This is a genomic window from Fuerstiella marisgermanici (genome assembly GCF_001983935.1).
GTDB classification, from domain to species: domain Bacteria; phylum Planctomycetota; class Planctomycetia; order Planctomycetales; family Planctomycetaceae; genus Fuerstiella; species Fuerstiella marisgermanici.
In genome coordinates this window covers 6,116,225-6,138,742 of record NZ_CP017641.1, presented here as the reverse complement: position 1 = coordinate 6,138,742, position 22,518 = coordinate 6,116,225, and the positions used below count along the sequence as shown (strand labels likewise).

Annotated in this window: 22 protein-coding genes; 20 read left to right on the top strand and 2 right to left on the bottom strand. The window is 56.4% G+C overall.

Annotated features, from left to right (window positions below; translation table 11 throughout):
• Positions 1-276: 276 nt before the first annotated feature.
• The gene (locus tag Fuma_RS23030; RefSeq protein ID WP_077026187.1) at positions 277-1,503 is read right to left on the bottom strand and encodes a restriction endonuclease subunit S; all 1,227 of its coding nucleotides are present in this window, start codon (positions 1,501-1,503) and stop codon (positions 277-279) included.
• The gene (locus Fuma_RS23025) at positions 1,503-3,008 is read right to left on the bottom strand and encodes a type I restriction-modification system subunit M (RefSeq protein ID WP_414655192.1); all 1,506 of its coding nucleotides are present in this window, start codon (positions 3,006-3,008) and stop codon (positions 1,503-1,505) included. Before Fuma_RS23025 ends, Fuma_RS23030 begins: the two co-directional genes overlap by 1 nt.
• Positions 3,009-3,304: 296 nt before the next feature.
• Here Fuma_RS23025 and Fuma_RS34945 point away from each other — a divergent pair, with 296 nt between their 5' ends.
• From Fuma_RS34945 to Fuma_RS22930, 20 genes are all read left to right on the top strand, one after another.
• The gene (locus Fuma_RS34945) at positions 3,305-3,430 is read left to right on the top strand and encodes a redoxin domain-containing protein (protein ID WP_145944324.1); all 126 of its coding nucleotides are present in this window, start codon (positions 3,305-3,307) and stop codon (positions 3,428-3,430) included.
• Complete coding sequence (locus Fuma_RS23020; protein WP_083732257.1) at positions 3,431-3,850, top strand: SelL-related redox protein; 420 nt, start codon at positions 3,431-3,433, stop codon at positions 3,848-3,850.
• 317 nt (positions 3,851-4,167) lie between these two features.
• Complete coding sequence (locus Fuma_RS23015; protein WP_145944323.1) at positions 4,168-4,620, top strand: hypothetical protein; 453 nt, start codon at positions 4,168-4,170, stop codon at positions 4,618-4,620.
• Between the two features lie 224 nt (positions 4,621-4,844).
• Entirely contained in the window at positions 4,845-5,360 is a 516-nt protein-coding gene (locus tag Fuma_RS23010; RefSeq protein WP_145944322.1) for a hypothetical protein, read from the top strand.
• Positions 5,357-5,899 carry a CBS domain-containing protein gene (locus Fuma_RS23005; RefSeq protein WP_077026182.1) on the top strand — a complete coding sequence of 181 codons (543 nt, stop codon included), beginning with the start codon at positions 5,357-5,359 and terminating at the stop codon, positions 5,897-5,899. Before Fuma_RS23010 ends, Fuma_RS23005 begins: the two co-directional genes overlap by 4 nt.
• Before the next feature lies 1 nt (position 5,900).
• Entirely contained in the window at positions 5,901-6,386 is a 486-nt protein-coding gene (locus Fuma_RS23000; RefSeq protein ID WP_077026181.1) for a CBS domain-containing protein, read from the top strand.
• A gap of 266 nt (positions 6,387-6,652) precedes the next feature.
• On the top strand, positions 6,653-8,062 hold the full coding sequence (gene atpD, locus Fuma_RS22995; RefSeq protein ID WP_077026180.1) for a F0F1 ATP synthase subunit beta: 1,410 nt from the start codon (positions 6,653-6,655) through the stop codon (positions 8,060-8,062).
• A complete protein-coding gene (locus Fuma_RS22990; protein WP_229360720.1) occupies positions 8,059-8,460 on the top strand; it encodes a F0F1 ATP synthase subunit epsilon in 402 nt (133 codons plus the stop codon). The genes atpD and Fuma_RS22990 overlap by 4 nt, the downstream gene beginning before the upstream one ends.
• Positions 8,450-8,728: an AtpZ/AtpI family protein gene (locus Fuma_RS22985; protein WP_077026178.1), complete on the top strand. Its 279-nt coding sequence runs from the start codon at positions 8,450-8,452 to the stop codon at positions 8,726-8,728. The genes Fuma_RS22990 and Fuma_RS22985 overlap by 11 nt, the downstream gene beginning before the upstream one ends.
• Positions 8,728-9,018: an ATP synthase subunit I gene (locus tag Fuma_RS22980; RefSeq protein WP_077026177.1), complete on the top strand. Its 291-nt coding sequence runs from the start codon at positions 8,728-8,730 to the stop codon at positions 9,016-9,018. Before Fuma_RS22985 ends, Fuma_RS22980 begins: the two co-directional genes overlap by 1 nt.
• 10 nt (positions 9,019-9,028) lie before the next feature.
• Positions 9,029-9,694: a F0F1 ATP synthase subunit A gene (locus tag Fuma_RS22975; protein ID WP_077028497.1), complete on the top strand. Its 666-nt coding sequence runs from the start codon at positions 9,029-9,031 to the stop codon at positions 9,692-9,694.
• Between the two features lie 2 nt (positions 9,695-9,696).
• A complete protein-coding gene (locus Fuma_RS22970; protein WP_077026176.1) occupies positions 9,697-9,954 on the top strand; it encodes a F0F1 ATP synthase subunit C in 258 nt (85 codons plus the stop codon).
• A 4-nt stretch (positions 9,955-9,958) separates the two neighbouring features.
• Positions 9,959-10,729, top strand: a complete 771-nt coding sequence (locus Fuma_RS22965; RefSeq protein ID WP_077026175.1) for a F0F1 ATP synthase subunit B family protein — start codon at positions 9,959-9,961, stop codon at positions 10,727-10,729.
• A gap of 35 nt (positions 10,730-10,764) precedes the next feature.
• Positions 10,765-12,279, top strand: a complete 1,515-nt coding sequence (locus tag Fuma_RS22960; protein WP_077026174.1) for an alternate F1F0 ATPase, F1 subunit alpha — start codon at positions 10,765-10,767, stop codon at positions 12,277-12,279.
• 73 nt (positions 12,280-12,352) lie between these two features.
• On the top strand, positions 12,353-13,282 hold the full coding sequence (locus tag Fuma_RS22955; protein ID WP_077026173.1) for a F0F1 ATP synthase subunit gamma: 930 nt from the start codon (positions 12,353-12,355) through the stop codon (positions 13,280-13,282).
• 234 nt (positions 13,283-13,516) lie between these two features.
• On the top strand, positions 13,517-14,116 hold the full coding sequence (locus Fuma_RS22950) for a hypothetical protein (protein WP_077026172.1): 600 nt from the start codon (positions 13,517-13,519) through the stop codon (positions 14,114-14,116).
• A 74-nt stretch (positions 14,117-14,190) separates the two neighbouring features.
• Positions 14,191-15,309, top strand: a complete 1,119-nt coding sequence (locus tag Fuma_RS22945) for an efflux RND transporter periplasmic adaptor subunit (protein WP_218922263.1) — start codon at positions 14,191-14,193, stop codon at positions 15,307-15,309.
• On the top strand, positions 15,306-18,770 hold the full coding sequence (locus Fuma_RS22940) for an efflux RND transporter permease subunit (protein WP_077026171.1): 3,465 nt from the start codon (positions 15,306-15,308) through the stop codon (positions 18,768-18,770). The genes Fuma_RS22945 and Fuma_RS22940 overlap by 4 nt, the downstream gene beginning before the upstream one ends.
• A 9-nt stretch (positions 18,771-18,779) precedes the next feature.
• Positions 18,780-21,554, top strand: coding sequence for a bifunctional acetate--CoA ligase family protein/GNAT family N-acetyltransferase (locus tag Fuma_RS22935; protein ID WP_077026170.1), 2,775 nt, complete (start codon positions 18,780-18,782; stop codon positions 21,552-21,554).
• A gap of 7 nt (positions 21,555-21,561) precedes the next feature.
• Positions 21,562-22,491: a histone deacetylase family protein gene (locus Fuma_RS22930; RefSeq protein WP_083732254.1), complete on the top strand. Its 930-nt coding sequence runs from the start codon at positions 21,562-21,564 to the stop codon at positions 22,489-22,491.
• Positions 22,492-22,518: the final 27 nt, after the last annotated feature.

The following is a 22,518-nucleotide window of genomic DNA, read 5'->3' as shown; positions in this document are numbered from 1 at the left end:
GTTTGGTACGGCATGGAAACCCAGGGCATCGCCCTGGGTTTGCAACGCCCGCAAAAAACCCAGCACCAACGGTGCGGCCCAACGTAGCCCAGGGCATCGCCCTGGGTTTGCAGATTCGAAACATTTAGAGCCCTGCAGGGGCGATCAAACGGAATTCGATCGCCCTTTCAGGGCTCTGGTTTGGTACGGCATGGAAACCCGGGGCGTTGCCCTGGGCTGCGTTGGGTTGCCCCGTTGGGGCGTGAACGCGGTGGATGCGTTACGGGCCGTGCACGTTCAGACGAACATCTGCTGCAGCAGGCCGCGTTTGAAGGTTTGGGTGTGGGTGATCTGCTGCGACACGCTTTCGATCTTACGGTCCAACGCCGTGAGGAAGTTCGCGATCTTGGTTTGTTCGGCTACCGACGGCGCTGCCACTTTGATCGTCAGCATGTCTCCCTTGTTGAGTTTTGCCCGGGATGAGCCATTGATGTATCGCCGGATGTCCTTGTGGACGAGGCAATAAAACAGGAAGTCCGGCGTCATTAGCGTCGCCTTTGCGCGGAGGATGTGGGCGTGGTTGTTGACCCAGGCTTTACCGCAGACCCGCTGAGCAATTGGACGGGGTGCAAAATCATCAAAGTTTCCCCCGTCTTCAGCCAACAGTGTGAGATCGTCGTCGAATAGAAAATCGTTTACGTAACCCTGAATTCCATTTGCTCCGTAATACGGAATTTCGCCCTTCATCTTTTCGCGATCAGCACTGTTCACGGGCCGGCGGAGATTGTCCAAACAGTCTGCGACATCATCGACCGTCTTCTCTTCCCAATCGGGGAAGTCGTTGCCGTGGTCGTCTTTGAAGCGGAGGGCTTGGGTGAAGAGCTGTTGCATCACGCCCTTCTTGTAGTCCTGAAGCGGGGCTTTCTTTTGGCTCAGTTGCTGAATCCGCCCATCCACCGCCGTCAAGAAATCCCCAATCTTTTGTTGCTCAGGGATTGCTGGTGCGCCGAATTTGAGAGCGTAGATCCCTTTGACCGTAAGCTGTGGCTGGGCGCTCCCGAATGCGGTTCTTTTAACATCGCCATCTAAAGGCGGAGCAAAGAAAGCAGAGTAAAGAAACTGCGGCGAAATCTTCTTGTCACTGCAACGGAGGAGGACCATTCCTGAGTTTATCCGCATCTGTCGATACGGAATATCGCGACCAAAGAAGGCGATATTCCCCACGGTACCTCTGGTCGTCAAAACAACGTCCTCAGCTTCGAGTTTCCCTTTACTTAACTGGCGGTCCTTTTCCTCAGAAATGAACGAGACATCGCTGAACACGAATCCTGAGGACGCCACATTTTTCGCGTTGAGGAACAGGCAGTAGCCGTTTGCGGAAAAATCATCGCCGTTGGGGTAGTTTTTACCTCGGTCACCATCAATTACTGAAATACCGTGATCTCGCAGAGTTAGAGTTTGCCAGTGGCCTGCAAACTCTGGAAACCTCAACCTCGGCGATGCTTGCATTTTTGTTGGGTTCATCAGAACGGTGCCTTAATTCCAAGTTCCTGACAGAACTCAGCAACCACGGAATTCGTTTCCACCATGTCATTTTCTAATGCCGCGAGCTTCGCCGCGACCTCATCCAGATCCACCGGCTCCTCCTCATCAAACGTATCCACATACCTCGGGATGTTCAGGTTGTAGTCGTTTTCTGCGACCTCGCTGAGGTCGGCGACGTGGCTGAGCTTTTCGATGCTCTTGCGATCGCGAAACGTGTCGATGATGCGGTCGATGTGTTCCGGGCGAAGCTCGTTCTGATTGCCCACCTTTTCGAAACCCTGGCTGGCGTCGATGAACAGAATGTCGTCGGGGTTATCTCGCTGCTTCTTCAACACCAGAATGCAGGTCGGAATGCCCGTGCCGTAGAAAATGTTGCTCGGCAGGCCGATGACGGCGTCCAGATAGTTGCAGTCTTCGATCAGGTAGCGGCGGATGTGGCCTTCGGCGGCTCCTCGAAACAGCACGCCATGCGGCAACACGCAGGCCATCGTACCGCCGTCGTCCAGATGATGAACCATGTGCTGCACGAACGCAAAGTCGGCTTTGGTTTTGGGAGCCAGTTTGCCATAAGCACTGAAGCGGTCATCGTTTTCATGAATCGCACTGGCCGACCATTTGGCAGAAAACGGCGGATTGGCCACGATGGCGTCGAAACGCAGGTCGGCGTGTTCAGGAGCGGGATGTTCCAGCGTGTCTTCATTCTTCAAATCAAAACGCTGATAATGCACACCGTGCAGAATCATGTTCATGCGGGCCAGGTTGTAGGTGGTCGGGTTCATTTCCTGACCATAGAACTGAATCAGTTCGCCTTCCGGCAGTTCTTTGGCGACTCGCAACAACAACGAACCGGAACCGCACGTGGGGTCGTACACGTTTTTCAGACTCTGTTTGCCGCTGGTGACAATGCGAGCCAGAATGGTGCTGACTTGCTGAGGCGTGTAGAACTCGCCCGCCTTCTTGCCGGCTCCGCTGGCGAACTGCCCGATCAGATATTCATAGGCATCGCCCAGCACGTCGGCCTGAGTATCGGCCAGACGAAAGTCGATCTGATCCAGATGAACGAGCACCTTGGCGATGAGTTCGTTTTTCTGGTTTTCGGTCTTCCCCAGCTTGGACGAGCCCAGATCGAGATCTTCGAACAGGCCTTCGAAGTCGTCTTCGCTGTCGTGGCCCATCGTGCTGGCTTCGATGTGCTTTAAGACGGCGGTCAGGTCTTCCAGAATGAAGTTGCCGGTCTTTTGAGCTCCCTTTTGAGCCAGCTGGTGGAACAGTTCGGAAGGTTTCAGAAAATAACCCAGCCGCCCGACGGATTCGTCTTTGATGGCGTCCAGCATTTCCAGGCCGTCGGGTGTGTCTTCGTCGATTTCGTCGAACTTGATGCCGTCGTGCTGCAGAATCTCGTCCGCGAACAGATGCATGCGTTCAGACAGGTATTTGTAAAAGATGAATCCCAGGATGTAATCGCGGAACTCATCCGCCCCCATTTTGCCTCGCAAAGTGTTGGCGATGTTCCAAAGCTGCGATTACAGCTGCATTTTGTGTCGTCGGACATGGGTGGGTTGGCGTGTCTCGGTCAGTTCGTAGGGGGCGAAAGAATGGGAAGGGATAACGGGAAATGGGCGGGGATGCAATGTAGCGAACCGAGGCTGATTCAACGGCGGTGATGGCTGGAAAACGTCGCTGACTGGCACTGCTGCCCGCGTCTGCATGCCGCCACGGTTGTTCGACGCCTGCTGACATATCATGGTTGTGGTCACCGGGCCTGGCTACAATCACTTGAATGATGTCACTTCTGAATAAACCTGCTCCTGGCTTTGAGCTGCCTGACGTGGATGGTGTTGAGCATCGGCCGGTGGACTATCGAGGTCGTTGGTTGCTGCTGGTGTTTCATCGTCACCTTGGCTGACTGCCGTGCCGTGAGCACGTGACGCAGTTGCGTCAGCGGGAACTTCAGTTTCGGGATCGAAACGTCGATGTGGCGATCATCACCTTTGACGCCGACGTGATGGCGACGTCTTACATCCGGCAGACTGGCTTGCGGTGGCCGTTGCTGATTGATTCTGAACATCGGACCTACGACGCCTACGGAATGGGGCGTGGTTCCTGGTGGTCGATTCTGGGACCAGCTTCGATCTGGAACTACCTGAAGCTGATCTTACGCGGCCGCCGCGTTCACAAACCGGGTTCAGACTACCGCCAGCTTGGCGGTGATGTGCTGATCGACCCGAATGGCATAGTCCGGTTCTACTTCGCAAGTGATTCGCCACACGACAGGCCTGACACCGCTGAGATTTTCGCCAGGGTGGACGCTGTAGAAAACGGCTGATTCTGCTGGGCTGATCGGCCTGAATCTGCGTGCCCCATCGCTGCGATGCCGTTGAGCGTGGGACAAGACGGTTACATGGTGGCGACTCGCGCAGGTAGTTGTCGGATGTGCAGCGGCCCCGAAAGTGTCACACCTGTGACGCAGTCGCACACATTGGCGCGCTGTGATTTCGGATTGCGAGTGCCAGTGCTGCGGCGGTCGTTGTCATTTCTATGGGTTCAGAACTTTCGTTTCGCGGGCACCGCATTTGCGTCCGCAGTCTTGCAAGTGGCTTTCTGCACCCGACTTTGCTGCTCAGCATCCTTACGGAGATTCGTATGTTTTCGCGACGCAACTTCGCACTGACCGGATTGATTGTGGCGGCTGGAATTGCGGTCACTTCGATGTTGAATGCTCAAGTGAAACCAATTCCGGTGACCCCGGACGAAGGTAAGAGCATCCGCAACGAAGATACTCAAATCATGATGCAGGCCAAGCTGCAGCATTCTCAAAATATTCTGGCGGGACTCGTCACACAGGACTTCAAATCCATCGAAAAAGCGGCCGCCGCGTTATCGAAAATCAGCCTGACGCCACCACCAGATCTGGAGAAAGCGGGCGACAAGTCAGACGAGCAGGTCTACGAACATTTCCGCATGGAATTCGCTCGCCTGGCGGGGCAACTTGAGCGAATGGCCCGCCGAAAAGAATTGGAAGCGACCGCGTACGTACAGCAAAACCTTACAGCGACCTGCATCGCCTGCCATGACTACATTCGCGACTATCCGTAATTCCGTATTCCTTGCAGCAGTTTCCTTTTTGTTGTTGACGGTTTGGGCTCGTCGGAAACCGCCTTCATCTTGCGAAACGCGTGTTCCGCCGCCACAAGTCAGCGAGATTCGCTGTAGTTGCAACTTCACGTTGGCATGGTTTCTGCATTAGCTAAGGAAGGTGTTGCGAAACATTTTTTGCGTTGATTCGCAACGACATTTCTGTCCATCACAAAGGAAGCATCATGCGAAAAACTCGCCCCCTCTTGTTCCTTGCGATTCCCGTTGTTGCCTTTCTTTTCGTCGAGTGGAACGGAACAGCCGCACAGCAGCCATCGGCTCAGAAGCAGCTCACGGCGGCGAAACCGGCAGTGCCTGCGGCGGAGGAGCAGCAGGACGGGAAGAAAGCCGACAACGAAGCTGGCGACGGAGCTCTTGATCGATTCATGCAGCAGAAACTGGCCGCCTCAAGCCGCATTCTCGAAGGCCTGATGACTGACGATTTGAAATCAGTGGCAGTCAACGCTGACAAACTTCTGGAGATGAGCAAGGAAGAGCGTTGGCGTGCATCGAATGACATGATGTATCTGCAGCACAGCACGCAGTTTCGCAACGCGGTCGCCGACCTTTACAACAAGGCCGACAAGCGGTCGATCGACGGTGCGTCACTTGCCTGGGTGAACGTCACAATGAGTTGTATCAAGTGTCACGAATGGGTCAGGAATGTTGTACTGGCGGATCTGGAACCGCAACGCAAATGAGTAACCAACGATCGGCGGCAGAAGCGCCGTTTGTTTCACACTGTTACGTTCAAACAGGGGTGTCCGAAATGGGACTCAAGGAACAACTTCAAACGACAACGGTCAACAAGCTGAATCTCCGCCCGGCCACGACGATTCATAAGTCGGCCACGGTGCGCGAAGCGGTTGTCAAGATGCGTGCGGCAAAACTGGGATGCGTGATTGTCGTGGATGATGACGATAAGGCCGCCGGGATGTTTACCGAGGGTATGCTGCGAAGCGCCATCAACGAATCGATTTCGGTTCTGGACGATAGCGTAGAACACCAAATGGTTGAGCGGCTTCCGTGGGTGTTGCCGACCGATGGAGTCGGCATGGTGCTGGAAGCGATGGAAGAGCACAACATTCGATTCATCGCGGTTCTGGACGAAGACCGTCATGTCGTCGGCATTACTGGCCAGAAATCGATGATGGAATTTGTCGCCGAGATGTTTCCTCACGAAGTGATGACTCAGGACGCCACTGGCGTAGACCTTTCAACCCGGAAAGAAGGAGCCTGAGATGGCCGACTCCAATCAAACCGACTCTGGTAGTTTTGAAGATCCGTTGGAAAACTACGATGGCCCGAATTTCGATGACCCTGTTGAGCAGGCGTTGCACGAAAAGACCGTCGAAAGCATTCAGGCACAGCCGATGACGTGCATCGAGGCCAGCACGTCGGTTCGCGAAACCATGAAGTTGATGGTGGGCCGCCAAATCGCATGCGTGCTGGTGCAGGAAGATGGCAAACTTGTCGGCATCTTCGGCGATCGCGATGTGCTGGACAAAGTGTGCCTGGAATACGACGACGTGATTGACGGGCCGATACGAGCTGTCATGACCGCGAATCCTGTGTTCGTGCACCAACACGATTCGACAGCGAAGGTGCTTTCTATCATGGCGGTCAGTGGTCTTCGCCACGTGCCGGTCATCGATGCGGACCAGCGGCCGATTGGGATCGTAAGTCCTCAGCGGATGACACAGTTTTTGTCGCACTATCTTGCATAGAACAGGCAGGAGTCTTCGCTCACTTCAGCACCGGGGTCCACTGCGTTTAACCCGAAGCCGAAGCCGGAGGCGATGCACGGCATCAGTGTCTCGCTGAAGCACAGGGGGGCGCTGTGTTTGAAGCTTGTGAAGGACGACTTGCTTGCTGCGCTGTGGGATTAGCGCTGCGGAGTTTGTGTTGAGGAGAGCAACGATTTTTGTCCGGACGCCATTGAACGTGAATTCAGCAGTGGCGGCCGGATTCTTCAAACACCAACCGGAATGTCATGAGCACTCTCGATCCTCAAGTCACCAACTCGCAACATCACGGAACCATTGTTTCCGTGCGTGGCAGCGTTGTGGACGCGGTGTTTGCGGATCGGCTGCCAGACATGAATTCTGAGCTTCGCACCGGTCCGGATCAAACCATCGTTGTTGAGGTGCTGTCTCATCTTGACGAAGACACGATTCGAGGAATCGCTCTGACGCCGACGCGAGGACTCAGTCGAGGCGATTCAATCGTCGACACTCAGCATCCGCTGCAGGTGCCTGTGGGTGACAAATTGCTGGGACGGATGTTTAACGTCTTTGGGCAGGCGATCGATCGCGAACCGGCTCTGGAAAACGCACAGCTGCGTTCCATCCATCAACCGTCGCCCGATCTGGCTGAACGCGGCGCTGATGCGACGGTGTTCGAGACGGGGATTAAGGCGATCGATCTGCTGACGCCGCTGGAACGTGGCGGCAAAGCGGGATTGTTTGGTGGAGCAGGCGTCGGCAAGACGGTGCTGATCACCGAACTGATCAACAATGTGGTCGGGCAGCATCACGGAGTCAGTTTGTTTTGCGGGATCGGCGAACGCTGTCGCGAAGCGGAAGAACTGTTTCGCGAAATGAAAGCCGCTGGCGTGCTGGATAAGACCATCATGCTGTTCGGTCAGATGAACGAACCCCCGGGAGCTCGCTATCGCGTGGGCCACGCGGCGTTGACGATGGCCGAATACTTTCGCGACGATCGGCGGCAGGACGTGTTGCTGCTGATCGACAACATCTTTCGATTTGTGCAGGCGGGCATGGAAGTGTCGGGACTGATGGGCGAACTGCCATCACGAGTTGGCTATCAACCGACTTTGGCATCAGACCTGGCGGGCCTGGAAGAACGCATCTGCTCAACAGCCAACGGAGCGATCACGTCGGTGCAGGCGGTGTATGTTCCGGCCGACGACTTTACTGATCCGGCCGCCGTTCATACGTTCGCTCACCTGTCGTCCAGCGTGGTGCTGTCGCGTAAGCGAGCAGCTCAGGGTTTGTATCCGGCGATCGATCCGCTGGAATCAGGTTCCAAAATGCTGATGCCGCCTGTCGTGGGTGATCGGCACTATCGTATCAGTCAGGACGTTCGCCGAACGCTGGCTCAGTACGAAGAACTGAAGGACATCATCGCGATGCTGGGGCTGGAAGAGCTGTCTCGCCAGGATCGCCAGACCGTCAATCAGGCTCGCCGCCTGGAACGCTTCCTGACGCAACCGTTCTTTACCACCGAGCAATTTACCGGGCACAGCGGTCGCATGGTGCCGTTGTCGGAAACTTTAAACGGCTGCGAACGGATTCTGAACGATGAATTTGCCGACCTGCCGGAACGCGCTTTGTACATGATCGGTAAGGTCGACGAAGTCGCGGCGGAGGCGGTGGCATGATGGATCTGCAAATCCTGCTGCCGACAAATGTTTTGGTCGACGTGCCAGTCACGAAGGTTGTCGCCGAAGCGGAGAACGGTTCGTTTTGCTTGCTGCCTCGACACGTCAATTTCGTCACTTCGCTTGCCCCCGGCATTCTGACCTACACAACGTCCGATGGACGCGATCACTACGCAGGAGTTGCCGATGGCGTGCTTGTGAAGACAGGATCTGACGTGTTGGTGTCGGTGGAATTCGGCGTGGAAGGCCACGATCTGGGCAGTCTTCGGGAGCAGGTTCATCAACATTTTGAAACGGTTGATGAGCGAGAAAAGCAGGCTGTCTCTGCGGTGGCTCGACTGGAAGCCGATTTCGTGCGTCGGTTTCTGGCGTTGGAGGAGCGGCCGTATGTCGGATGACGTTGAAAAGGAAATTGCAAAGAAGGAAGCTCGCCGCATTAAGGCGAAAAACGAACAGGGCCATAAAGTTTGGTTCGGTCTCGGAATGTTCGGGCTGGTGGGCTGGTCGGTGGCGATTCCGACATTGATGGGGGCCGCCGTTGGTGTGTGGATTGACGCGAGATTCGAAAGTCGTCGATCGTGGACGTTGATGCTTTTGTTGCTGGGGCTGTTTATCGGGTGTTGGAATGCGTGGCGCTGGCTGAGAGACGAAGGCGGGGTGCGGTAATGGATTATCCGCTAATTCAATACGGAATCATGATTGTCGTGGGCATGGTCTTAGGCGTCATCTTTTTCGGTGGTCTGTGGGCGACTGTCCGCAAGCTACCGACGTCGAAACGGCCTGGTCTGCTGGCGATTTCAAGCATGATTCTACGAACGGCGATCGTGTGTTGGGGCGTCTGGTACTTCAGCAACGGCGATGCCGGGGCGATGGTTGCTTGCTTATTGGGATTCGTCGGCGTGCGTTTGCTGGCGACGCATGGCAGGAGCGTTCTTCGAGGAGCGGGAAGTGAGTAGCGGGAACGATATTCAGATTTCTCCGGATGCCGTGTTGTGGCAATGGGGGCCAGTGGGGCTGAACCGCACGATCCTGTTTACCTGGCTGGTCATGGTGCTGCTGGTCGGAATTTCATGGCTGGTCACGCGCCGACTTTCGACGGGAACCAAACTGTCGAAGGGACAACACGTGCTGGAAATTCTGGTGTCTGCATTGCGCGATCAGATTCGGGATGTGGGCGGCCGTGAACCGGAACGTTATATGCCGTTTGTCGGATCGCTGTTTCTGTTTCTGGCATTCGCGAACTTGCTGTCCATCTTTCCTGGCTACACACCTCCCACAGGTTCACTGTCGACGACGGCCGCTCTGGCAACCTGCGTGTTCGTGGCTGTGCCGATGTTCGGGATCGCTCGCAAAGGCGTTTGGAACTACCTGCAACAGTACCTGCAGCCATCGATATTGATGCTGCCCTTTAACGTCATCGGTGAGCTGTCTCGGACACTCGCCCTGGCCGTGCGTTTGTACGGAAATATGATGAGCGGCACGGTGATTGCTGCCATTCTGCTCGGCTTCGTGCCGTTGTTTATTCCCGTGTTGATGCAGCTGTTTGGACTGCTGACCGGCATGATTCAGGCCTACATTTTTTCTGTGCTGGCCATGGTGTACATCGCCTCGGCAACTCAGGTTGAAAGATAATCATGGACTCCAATACGCTGATTTCCGTGGCTTCGATTGTCACAGCGGGGCTCACAATTTCGATTGGCTCAATCGCACCGGCGCTGGGTGAAGGCCGAGCGTTAGCGCAGGCATTGTCGGCCATCGCGCAGCAACCGGACGAAGCCAACACGATCACGAGAACCCTGTTTGTCGGTCTGGCGATGGTGGAATCGACGGCCATCTACTGTTTCGTCGTGTCGATGATTTTACTATTCGCCAATCCGTTTCTGAGCTCGTAGTGAGATGACTATCGACTGGTTTACATTTGTCGCGCAGATCATCAACTTCCTGATCCTGATTTGGTTGTTGAAGCGATTCCTGTACGGTCCGATCCTGAACGCGATGCAAAAACGCGAAGACGCCATGGCAGCACGACAGGCGGAAGCTGCAGACGCGACCGCTCAGGCCGAAGCGATTCGCAAAGACTATGAATTACAGCTTCAGCAGCTAAACGCCACACGCGACAAATCGCTGGAAGAGGCCAGGCAGGCGGCCGACGAATGGCAGAAGCAGCAGATGCAGCGCAGCCGTGAGGAAGTTGCTACTGCGAAGACTCAGTGGCAGCGTTCGCTGGCTCGTGAAAAACAAACGTTACTCAAAGAACTGCAACTTCAGGTATCGCAGCATGCCACTGACGTGAGCCGTCACCTGTTACAGGATCTGTCTGACGAACGTCTGCAGACTCGTATGGTGGAACGTTTTCTGTCGGAGCTTACGAACGCCGACGCGACCACCATCGAACCCATTGCGGCCGCATTACGCAAAGACGGTCTAGTGATTGAGACCTCGCACGATCTGTCAGGCGATGAGCAATTAGAAATTGTCAATAGAATACAGAGCCTGGCGGACGAAAATGGCGGTGTGGATTTCCGAGTCAATGACAAACTTGTGTGCGGTATCGAACTGCATGCTCCCGGTTGCAAGCTGGCGTGGAGTATTCGTGATGCGTTGGCGAAAGTGGAATCGGACCTTATCGATGCCGTAGAAAATGCGATTCCGGAAGGCGTAGCGTGAAGGCCAAACTTTGCACACTTCCAGTTTGAACATCCATGCCTGATTCGATTACTCAACAAATTCTGCAACCCACACGTGACGCCTTCGATCGCGTGCTGAATCAGCAGCGAAGCCAGCTGCGGCCGATGGAAGTCGGCACCGTCACCAGCGTGGCTCGTGGGGTCGCTCGAGTCAGCGGGTTGCCTCATGTGCAGTCAGAGGAACTGCTGAAGTTGCCAGGCGGGCGATCTGGCATGGTGTTCAATCTGGACCGCGACGAAGTTGGGATCGTCCAGCTCGAAACCGACGGGCAGCTTGCTGCCGGCGATGAAGTTCGCCGCACCGGGCGACTGCTGGATGTTCCTGTCGGCGAAGGACTGCTCGGGCGAGTCATCGATCCGTTGGGAAGGCCGCTCGATCGGCGCGGCCCGGTGGAGGCTCATGAACGGCGCGTCTGCGAACAGGATGCGGCTGCGATTCTTGACCGTTTGCCGGTGACCGTGCCGTTGCAAACCGGGATCAAAGTTGTCGATGCATTGGTGCCCATTGGTCGAGGGCAGCGAGAACTGATTGTCGGCGATCGGCAGACCGGCAAGACAGCGATCGCCGTCGATACGATTTTGAATCAGCGTGACACTGGTGTCATCTGCATCTACTGCGCGATCGGTCGCCGCAACACGGCTGTCGCCTCGGTCGTATCCGATTTGAAGAAGCGTGATTCGCTGGATCATACCGTGGTTGTTGTGGCAGAAGGCGATTCGTCTCCGGGGATGCAGTATGTGGCTCCGTTTGCGGCCACGTCGATCGGTGAGTACTTCATGTCTCAGGGCAAAGACGTGCTGATCGTGTACGACGACCTGACATCTCACGCGCGTGCTTACCGAGAACTGTCGCTGCTGTTACGCCGTCCGCCGGGGCGAGAAGCCTTTCCTGGCGACATCTTCTATTTGCACTCAAGACTTTTAGAACGATCAACTCACTTGAATGAACGTCTCGGTGGCGGATCGCTGACGGCTCTGCCCATTGCCGAAACGAACGCTCAAAACCTTTCGGCCTACATTCCTACCAATCTGATTTCGATCACGGACGGACAGATCTATCTGTCGCCAGATCTGTTTCAGAAAGGCCTGCTGCCAGCTGTGGACGTCGGCCGTTCGGTTTCGCGCGTCGGCGGGAAGACTCAACTTCCGGCGTACCGAGCTGTCGCGGGTGACCTGCGTCTGTCGTATTCACAGTTTGAAGAACTGGAGGCGTTTTCGCGGTTTAGCAGTCGTCTGGACGACGCCACTCGAGCAACTCTGGAACGCGGTCGCCGAGTTCGTGAGATTCTGAAGCAGCCTCAGTACGAGACGCTGTCAGTCGCGGCTCAGATCGTGCCTTTGCTGGCAGTCACCGAAGGGTTGCTGGACGATGTGCCATTGGCGGACACGCGAAAGATGGAAGAGCGCCTTCAATCACAGATCACGTCGGCAATGCCGGAAGTTTGTGAACGCGTGGCGCGTGGCGAAAAACTGGACAAGGGTGTTAAGACCTCATTGCTTGAAGCGATTGGAAAGGTGATTGGTTCGTAGCAGAAGTCGTCTCGACTATTGGCGCGCCATCGCCGACGAAAACGACTGATGAGGCTCACCAGAAAACGTATCCATGCAAACGCTTGAATCCCTTAAACGCAGCATCGCCAGTGCCGAAGATCTGGGCAGCGTGGTTCGCACGATGAAGGCCATGGCGGCTGTCAGTATTCGGCAATACGAAACCGCCACGGAATCGCTCACTGAGTACGCTCGGACGATCGATACGGGACTCGCGATGCTGATGCGGCACACATGCGATGACTTTACGGAGTCCGCCGCCAACGGTCGCACGGGAGCCGTCGTGTTTGGATCTGACCAGGGGATGTGTGGCCAATTCAACGAACAGGTGGCTCAATTTGCGATGGATTCGCTGTTGGCTGGCGCCGAAGAAGTTTCGCAGCAGGCACCTGTGATCTGCGTCGGTCAGCGAGTGGCCGACAAGCTAAGCGACGCCAACTTCGGTATCCACCACACCTTTTCTTTGCCCGGTTCAGTCGACGGTATCACGCCACTTGTCCAGGAACTGCTGGCTGCGATTGATGGATGGCGAGCCAGGTACAGCCTGCAGCGGATTTCTGTGTTTCACAACCGGCGACTCACATCATCGTCGTGGCAACCACACGTGATGCAGCTGTTGCCACTGAACTTCGAACGCCTGAAGACGCAGCACGATGCGGCTGACTCACATTCGGTCCCTCCAGAAAACGATTCAACCAGCGCGCCTCACAACGCAAATCGCTCCTTGCCATTGTGGACGATGGACTCAGACGTGTTGTTCTCGCGGCTGGTTAAGCAGTTTCTGTTTGTGTCACTGTTCCAGGCCTGCGCGGAATCTCTGGCCGGAGAAAACGCCAGTCGTATTGCCGCCATGCAGGCTGCGGAACGCAATATCAACGACCGCCTGCAGGAACTGCGCTCCGACTTTTCTCGCCAGCGCCAGACAACCATCACGGAAGAACTGCTGGACGTCGTCACCGGGTACGAAGCGTTGACGCAGGGGTAAGAGTTCGGCGACGCAGCTTTAGAGTTGCACGACTGTCGGCACGAACGTGTATGACGTCTCCGCTCGATGCGCGCTCAACTGCACATCAGTGACGATTCCGCACATATTTAGCGATTGTGGTGATGCGTTATGCTCAGGGCGGACGGACGACGACTTCGGGCATAGGAATTGCTCCACAAGTAAACATAGTCCCTGTCGTCTTTGGGCGATTCCCTCAATCACAGGAGCGAGATTATGTCGCACGATTCATTTCGCAAACGAGCCAGTACTCTTGAGGACGAATTTTTCTATCGCGTCGATCTTGAGCTGATCGAAAAGCTGAAGGATCAGCAGCGAGTGGAAGCCGAGGAAGAGGCTCTCACTGCAGCGACGGGGATCACCGACCGCGGTGTGTTGGAGGAGTTAGTCGAAGCGCAGATTACTTCTCAATCTCTGCTCGCTTTGACCTTGTTTCCGGCCGTTCATGTTGCGTGGGCAAACGGATTTGTGGAAACCACAGAACGGGCCGCTGTTCTGAAAGCCGCCGATCAGGAGGGAATCGCAGAGGAGACGCCGTCATACGAACTGCTCAGAGTTTGGCTCAAGACACCGCCGTCTGCCACTCTGTTTAAAGCGTGGTCAGACTTCATCCATGCAGTCCAGCCAACTCTGTCCGTCAGCGCCTTCCGCAAACTGCACGACGCAGCGATGATTCGCTCTCGCAAAGTCGCAGAAGCGGCTGGCGGAATTCTGGGGATCGGCAAAGTCTCGAAGGCGGAAGAAACGCGGCTGAAGGAACTGGATCAGGTTTTTCTTGACGCCGCCGCGCAGCCCGTTGAGGCTTCTAAACCTTAGCAGGCTTATCGATCATGTTTCCCAACAGTTTGGGCTGTCATTAGAGAATGGTGGCCATTGCGATGGATAAGTTCATGTCAGTTCTGCGGATGTTCGTTCGCACTGTCCTGCCTGCTGCTGTCGGGCTTGGGCTGCTGGTCGCGGTCATCGCGTGGCTGTCGGGGGCGTTTACAGACAAGATTGAACCTGGACGTGCTGATGTCGACCGTCCGACGCTGGGTGATCGGCCGACGGACGTTGTCCATGAGATCAACAAAGACTACATCGAAGAAGCAGTCGGAACCCTGAAAGCCGCCAGTCGGACTGAAGTTTCTGCGCGTGTGTTGGCCGATATAAAGTCGATCAACGTTTCGGCCGGAGATCTGGTCGCGGCTGGCGACGTATTGATCCAGCTCGACAGCGACGAAATGGAGGCTCGCGTACAGCAGGCGGAGCAGGCATTGCTGGCGGCAACTGCCAGTCGCAAACAGGCCGCCGTCGATTTCGAACGCGCGGCCGAACTGCTGAAACGCAAGGTGGGAACTCAATCTGACTTTGATGCTCGCAAAGCTCAATTGGATGTGGCCACGGCTAAGGAATCTCAGGCAAGGCAGGCCATCGACGAAGCAAAGATCATTCTGGCGTACACAACCATCACGGCACCGAAGGCCGGTCGAGTCGTCGACCGGCTGGCCGAACCGGGCGATACGGCTCGGCCCGGTCAGCCTTTGCTGGTCATTTATGACGCGGCATCGTTGCGGCTGGAAGCTCCCGTGCTGGAAAAACTGGCGGTCAATCTAAAAGTTGGCGACCGTCTGCAGGTGCAGATCGATGCGTTGAACCGCACCGTTGAAGCGGTTGTCGATCAAATTGTGCCTCAGGCCGATGCGCCCAGCCGGTCCTTTCTGGTGAAGGCCACATTACCGCGGACGGACGATTTGTATGAAGGCATGTTCGGGCGGTTGCTGATTCCAGCAGGAGTTCGTCGGCACCTGTGTTTGGCGAGGAATGCGATTCAGGAAATCGGTCAACTGGAGTTTGTTAACGTTGTCCGTGACGACGAAACTTTGGAACGCCGCATGATTCGCACCGGGCGATTGGGAGTGCCGGGGCGAGTCGAAGTGCTAAGCGGCGTGAAGGCCGGAGAGCGTGTGGTACTGCGAACGCGGGAAACGAATCAGCTGGAATCTGCTTCTCAGGATACGTCGCCATGACGAATCCGGATGTTGTTAACGATTCCTCCGCCGACGCCGAGTCCATGCCGTTTCTTACTCGTATCGTCGACGTCTTTTTACGCGGCGATATCGCCATCATGTTGACGATCGTGTCGCTGATGCTGGGAGCAGCCGCGCTGTATCTGACTCCGCGCGAAGAAGAGCCTCAGATTGTCGTTCCCATGGCTGATGTGCTGATCAGTGCGCCGGGCTTGTCGGCTGAAGAAGTCGAACAATTGGTCACGACGAAAGTCGAAAAACTGCTGTACCAGATCGATGGTGTCGAGTACGTCTATTCGATGTCTCGCCCAGGGCAGTCAGTTGTGACGGTTCGGTCTTATGTCGGCGAGGATCGCGAAGATTCGCTGATCAAACTTTATAACAAGGTGTATTCCAACGTCGACGACATTCCTGCGGGCGTCGCCGGATGGGTGATCAAACCCGTCGAAGTGGATGACGTACCAATCGTTGTTGCGACGCTGTGGTCGGATCGGACCGATTTGTATGGCGATCACGAACTAAGGCGTTTGGCGGAAGAAATTCAGGACGATCTGCAGGCGATTCCCAACACGAATCGCGTGTGGGTGGTGGGTGGCCGGCCTCGGCAGATTCGCGTCGAACTGAATCCGTCTGCGCTGGCGGCTCGGCAGGTGTCAGCTCTGCAGGTCGCGAACGCTCTGCGGGCCAGCAACGTCAATCGCCGGTCAAACGGCTTTGGCCAACAGGAAGAACACTTCATCGTAGAAGCAGGTACGTTCGTTCGTGACGCAAACGAGCTTCAACGCTTGGTGGTGTCGGTGACCGACGGACGCCCCGTTTACCTGCAGGACGTGGCGGATGTGATTGACGGCCCGGCCGAAGCCGAAAGCTATAGCTGGATGGGTTTCGGCGCGGCGGAGATAGCGTCGCCCGCCGCCCTGCCCTTTCTGAAAGACGATGATGCGAGCGGGGCGGCAGCAAGCGCGGATCCGGCCGTGACGTTCGAGACATTTCCCGCCGTCAACATCGCGATTGCGAAACGCAAGGGAACCAACGCCGTCTGGGTGGCGGACGATGTGAAAGATCGACTGGCGGAACTGTCGCAGTCGCTGCTACCCGACGGAGTTCACTATCGCGTGACGCGAGACTATGGTGAAACGGCGAACGACAAAGTGAATGAACTGGTCGAAGGTTTGGCCGTCGCCGTGCTGACGGTGATTGCCTTTATCGGAGTCGTGCTTGGCTGGCGAGCCGCGTTGGTCATCGCGCTGGCGATTCCTGTTTGCTATAGCTTGACGCTGTTCATTAATCTGATGGCCGGTTACACGATTAACCGCGTCACGATGTTTGCCTTGATTCTGTCGTTGGGGCTGTTGGTGGACGATCCGATCACGGACGTCGAAAATGTGGCTCGCTATTTTACGCTGCGGTTGTTTCCCGCTCGCAAGTCCGTGTTACGAGCGATTCAGGAAGTACGTCCCGCGTTGATTCTGTCGACTCTGGCCATCATCGCCAGCTTTCTGCCTTTGGCGTTCATCACCGGAATGATGGGGCCATACATGGCGCCGATGGCGCTGAACGTTCCGCTGACGGTCAGCGTGTCGACTCTGGTGGCCTTCGTGCTGACGCCATGGCTGGCGATGGTGTCGCTGCGGAAGATCATTGACGACCCTTCGGTGGCCGAAGAATTCGACGTCACGAAACGACCACTGTATCGCTTCTTCCGCTGGATGCTGACGCCTCTTCTGAACCATCGCTGGATGAGCTACAGCGTTCTGGCGAGCACCGGGCTGCTGCTGTTGGCGGCGTTAATTCTGCCCGCGTTCCGAATGGTGCCGCTGAAGATGCTGCCTTATGACAACAAGAACGAATTTCAGATTGTGATCGATCTTCCGGAAGGCACGACTCTGGAACGCACGGACGCGGTGGCTCGTGAACTGGGCCGTTATCTGTCGGCTGAAGCGGAAGTACGCGACTACCAGGCGGTTGTCGGAACGGCGTCGCCCATGGACTTTAACGGCATGGTGCGGCACTATTTTCTGCGACAGGGGCCGAACGTTGCCGACATTCGAGTCAACCTGGTGTCGAAAGATGTTCGAGTTCACCAGTCGCACGAAATGATTTTGCGCATCCGCAATGGCTTGAGCGAACTGGCGACGTCGATGGGGGCCAACATCAAGCTGGTCGAATCGCCTCCGGGGCCACCTGTGATGGCCACGATTACGGCTGAAGTTTACGGCCCCGACGATGTGCCGTATGCCGACTTGATTACAGCATCGCATCAATTGGCGGACCGCATGCAGAAAGAACCCGGGCTGGTGGATATCGACGTCAGTGCGGAATCCGACCAAAGCGTGTGGGTGTTCGAAACAGACAAACCGAAGGCCGCATTGTCCGGAGTTTCTACCGACACGATTGCTCAAACATTGCAGCTTGCTTTGGACGGACTGCCTGCCACGGTGCTGCATCTTCCCAGCGAAGTCGACCCACTGGTGGTGCAGCTGCGTTTGCCAACATGGCAGCGTTCGGCCATTGACGATCTGGAAGAATTGTATGTGAAGGGCGAAACCGGCCGCATGGTGCAGCTCGGAGCGTTAGGAGAGTTTCGCAAACGAACTGATGACAAGACGATCTATCACAAGAACCTGAAACGAGTCGCGTATGTGTACGCCGACGTTGCCGGACGAGCTCCGGCGGATGCGATTATCGATATCCAATGGGATCGGCAGGAGGCTGGCACTTCCAGCTTTGGTTCCGTTGATCTTCGCCGAAACGAAGACGATGTCCGCAGTCCTGATGGACAAGCTGTAGACAGTCGCGCCGCCGCGGACCGCACGTGGCTGTCCCCGGGCGGTGGCGATCCCTGGCGCGTCGCGGACGGCATCCGCGTCGAATGGGCGGGCGAAGGTGAGTGGAAAATCACGCTAGACGTCTTCCGAGATCTCGGCCTGGCGTTCGGTGCGGCGTTGGTGGGGATCTTCGTTCTTTTGATGTTCCAAACCGGTTCGCGCATTCTGCCGGTGGTCATCATGCTGGCCATTCCTCTGTCTCTGATCGGAATTCTGCCGGGGTTCTGGCTGCTGAATACAGTCACAAGCCGACCGATTGGTGGTCATCCCAATCCCGTGTTCTTTACTGCCACAGCGATGATCGGCATGATTGCCTTGTCGGGGATCGTGGTCAGAAATTCGGTGGTGCTGATCGACTTTATTCACATTGGCCAGAGCGAAGGATTGTCACTGCGTGAAGCCATCATCCGCAGCGTGGCCGTGAGAACTCGGCCCATCTTGCTGACGGCTGGAACCACGCTGTTGGGTAACTGGGTGATTACTCTGGACCCTATCTTCTCTGGTCTTGCGTGGGCGATCATCTTTGGGCTGTTGACATCGACGTTCTTCACGCTGATCGTCATTCCGTTGGTATACTGGCTGATCTACGGTGAAAGCCTGGAAACTGATGACGGGAAACTCAGCGGCAGTTAAAGGAACTCAATGCCTGTTCACCATCTTGAAAAGATCTTCGACCCACGCCGCATCGCCGTCATCGGAGCCAGTGACCGTCGCAGCAGCGTGGGCTACAGCGTGCTGCGGAATCTGATCGGCAACGAATTCGACGGCGTGGTGTATCCTGTCAATCACAAACGCGAATCGGTGCAGGGGATTCAGGCGTATTCTTCGATTGAAAATGTGCCGAACACGCCCGACCTGGCAATTGTCTGCACACCGGCCGCCAGCGTTCCGCAGTTAGTGCGTGATTGCGGAACGGCCGGAATCCATGGCATGATCATCCTGTCGGCCGGCTTTCGTGAAATCGGCGAAGCGGGCGCAGCGGTGGCCGCCGAATTGCGGGCAGCGGCGGCCGAATTTCCGGAATTGCGAATTATCGGGCCAAACTGTCTGGGCGTCATCGTTCCCCGGTTACGACTAAACGCCAGTTTCGCAGCGACCACACCACAGGCCGGCAGCGTCGCACTGATTTCGCAATCCGGAGCACTCTGTACGTCGATTCTGGATTGGGCAGAACGCGAGCAGATTGGCTTCAGCAACTTTGTGTCCGTTGGCAACACGCTGGATGTGGACATCGCCAATTTGATCGATTACTTCGCCAACGATCGGCATACCGATTCCATCGTTCTGTATGTGGAAGCCATCACAAAGGCACGCGAATTCATTTCCGCGGCCAGAGCTTTCACTCGGACAAAGCCGATCGTCGTGTACAAGTCCGGACGGTTCGCCGAATCGGCGAAGGCCGCAGCGTCTCATACCGGCGCCATGGCTGGCGAAGATGCGGTTTACGATGCCGCCTTTCAACGCGCGGGAATCGTGCGAGCCTTCGACATCGGCGAAATTTTTGACACGGCCGAATTGCTGGCTCGCCATGCCCCGCCCCGCGGTCCCTGCCTGGCTATCGTGACCAATGCCGGTGGACCAGGCGTGATCGCCACCGATGCGTTGATGGAACGACGCGGCAAACTCGCCCAGTTGTCTGACGATACAGTGCGAACGCTGAACACTGCACTGCCTGCCTATTGGTCCGGTGGCAACCCTGTCGACATTTTGGGCGATGCCACAGACGATCGATACTCAGCAGCGCTGCGGCCGGTTGTGGCCGATCGCAATGTCGACGCGGTTCTGGTCGTCCTGTCGCCTCAGGCCATGACTGATCCGACTGCGATCGCAAAAGCGGTTGGCGAGGTGGCTCGAGACGTGCGCAAGCCGGTGCTGGCCACGTGGATGGGCGGGGCTTCTGTAGAAGCCGGAATTCGTCTACTAAACGCGGCCGGCGTACCCACATACCCGACACCGGAAAACGCCGTCCGCGCGTTCATGCACCTTGTGGAATACGGACGCAATCGGGACATTCTGTATGAAACACCGAAGGAACTTCCTGGCGGCGAACCACGCTTAACGCGTAAAGTCGCCGAGACGCCGCTGGCCGCCCGTCCCGGATTAATTTCGCGTTTTCTGCGGCGGAAGTCGGTTGCTGGACAAACGGTTCTTTCCGAACCGGACTCGAAAGCGATTCTCAAACGCTACGGAATTCCCGTCACCGAAACACTCGTCGCCACGTCGCGTCGTGAAGCCGTGGAGGCGGCCGATAAACTGGGCTATCCGGTGGTGCTGAAAGTGTTCTCGCCGGACATCACTCATAAGACGGATGTCGGCGGCGTGATCCTGAATTTGCGTCAGGCAGACGCCGTGCGAACGGCTTTCGACCAGATCCAGACAAACGCCAAACAGAAACGACCGGACGCCGACGTTCCGGGCGTGACTGTGCAACAAATGTTCAAACACACAGAGGGTTTGGAACTAATCGTCGGGGCTAAACAGGATGCGACATTCGGCACAGTGATGCTGGTCGGCACGGGAGGAACGGCGGCCGAATGTTTTAACGATCGAGCACTCGGGCTGCCGCCCCTGAACGAACGCCTGGCTCGACGAATGCTGAAGTCGCTGCGGTCGTGGCCGTTGCTGGAAGGCTATCGCGGTCAGCCGGGAGCCGACATTGACAGGTTGATCGAAGTGTTGATTCGCTTTTCGTATCTGATTGCGAATTCGCCTGAGATTCAGGAATTCGATATCAATCCGCTGGTAGCCACATCGGAACGCACGGTAGCGCTGGACGCACGTGCCGTGATCGATCACGACGCCGCGCAGCAGTCGCTGAAGCCGTTTGCTCATCTGGCTATTCGTCCCTATCCCGACCAGTTCAAAACAGAAGTCACGCTGAAGGATGGTTTAAGACTGTTGCTTCGCCCGATTCGGCCTGAGGACGAACCGATGTGGCATGCGATGCTGGCGGCGTGTTCGCCCGAGACGATTCGAGCTCGTTTTCGCTACCTGTTGAAGCGGACGACTCACGAATTCGCCACGCGGTTTTGTTTTGTTGACTACGATCGCGAAATGGCAATCGTCGCAGAACTTGACGACCACGGAGAACGGAAGCTCGCCGGCGTTGGACGACTTGTCGCAGACAGCAATCACGAGAACGCCGAATTCGCCGTGCTGGTTGCCGACCCCTGGCAGAACAGGGGCCTGGGATCGGCGCTGACGAAATATTGTCTGCAGGTGGCAGAAGAGTGGGGACTGCAATCGGTCGTGGCAGAAACGGACTTCAACAACCATCGCATGCTGGCCGCGTTTCGACGGCGTACGTTCGAAGTCACAAAGCGGAAGGATGGCGTCGTGTATCTGGAACGGGAAATAGGTCTCGCCAGCCCGGAGAGCCTTTCACTATCAGATGCAGCCATCAAATCTGAAACGTAGTTATCCAATGCCGCTCCTGTATTTCAATCCTGAGTTTCTGGACCACGCGACCGGCGATCATCCGGAATCGCCCGAACGTTTGCGCCAGGTGCATCAACGACTGCGATCGTCAGGCCTGGTCACCAGCTTTGAGGTCCCCGCATGGCAGGCAGCCACGGCGGAACAGCTTGAAACCGTCCATGCGAATCGTCACGTAGAAAAAATTAAAGACTTCGCGGCTGCCGGAGGTGGCTGGATGGGCACCGATACGTTTCTTAGCGAACGCTCATTTGATGTCGCGCGCCTGGCTGTCGGCAGCGTGGTTGACGCTGTGGATCGAGTTCTCACGGGAACTCATCGGCAGGCCGTTTGCCTGGTACGTCCGCCCGGACATCATGCGCTACCCGGCATGGCGATGGGCTTCTGTCTGTTTAACAACGTAGCCATCGGTGCCGTGCACGCGCGGCTGTTCCATCATCTGCACCGCATTCTGATCGTCGATTGGGACGTGCATCACGGTAATGGAACTCAGCGAATTTTTTATCGCGACCACGACGTTTACTACGTGTCCGTCCATCGGCATCCCTTCTACCCCGGCACGGGACTAGCCGATGAAACCGGTGCCGCTGATGGCAAGGGAACGATCTTCAATCTGCCGCTGCCTTTCGGCATTCCGCGAAAGGAATTGCTGACGCGTTTTGGGGATCTGCTGACAGAAGCCGCACAAAAGTGTCGCCCCGAGTTGGTCCTGCTAAGCGCCGGTTTTGACGCTCACCACGCCGACGTGCAGGGTTCGCTGGGACTGGAAACCGAAGACTACGAAGCCCTGACGTGCATGACGCTGGACGTGGCCAAAGAACACTGCGACGGTCGATTGGTGAGCGTTTTGGAAGGCGGCTACAACCCGCCGATTCTTGCGGATTGCGTAGAACTGCACCTGAGAACGCTGCTGCAGTAGGAATGCTAACGATGGTGACTTACGGCA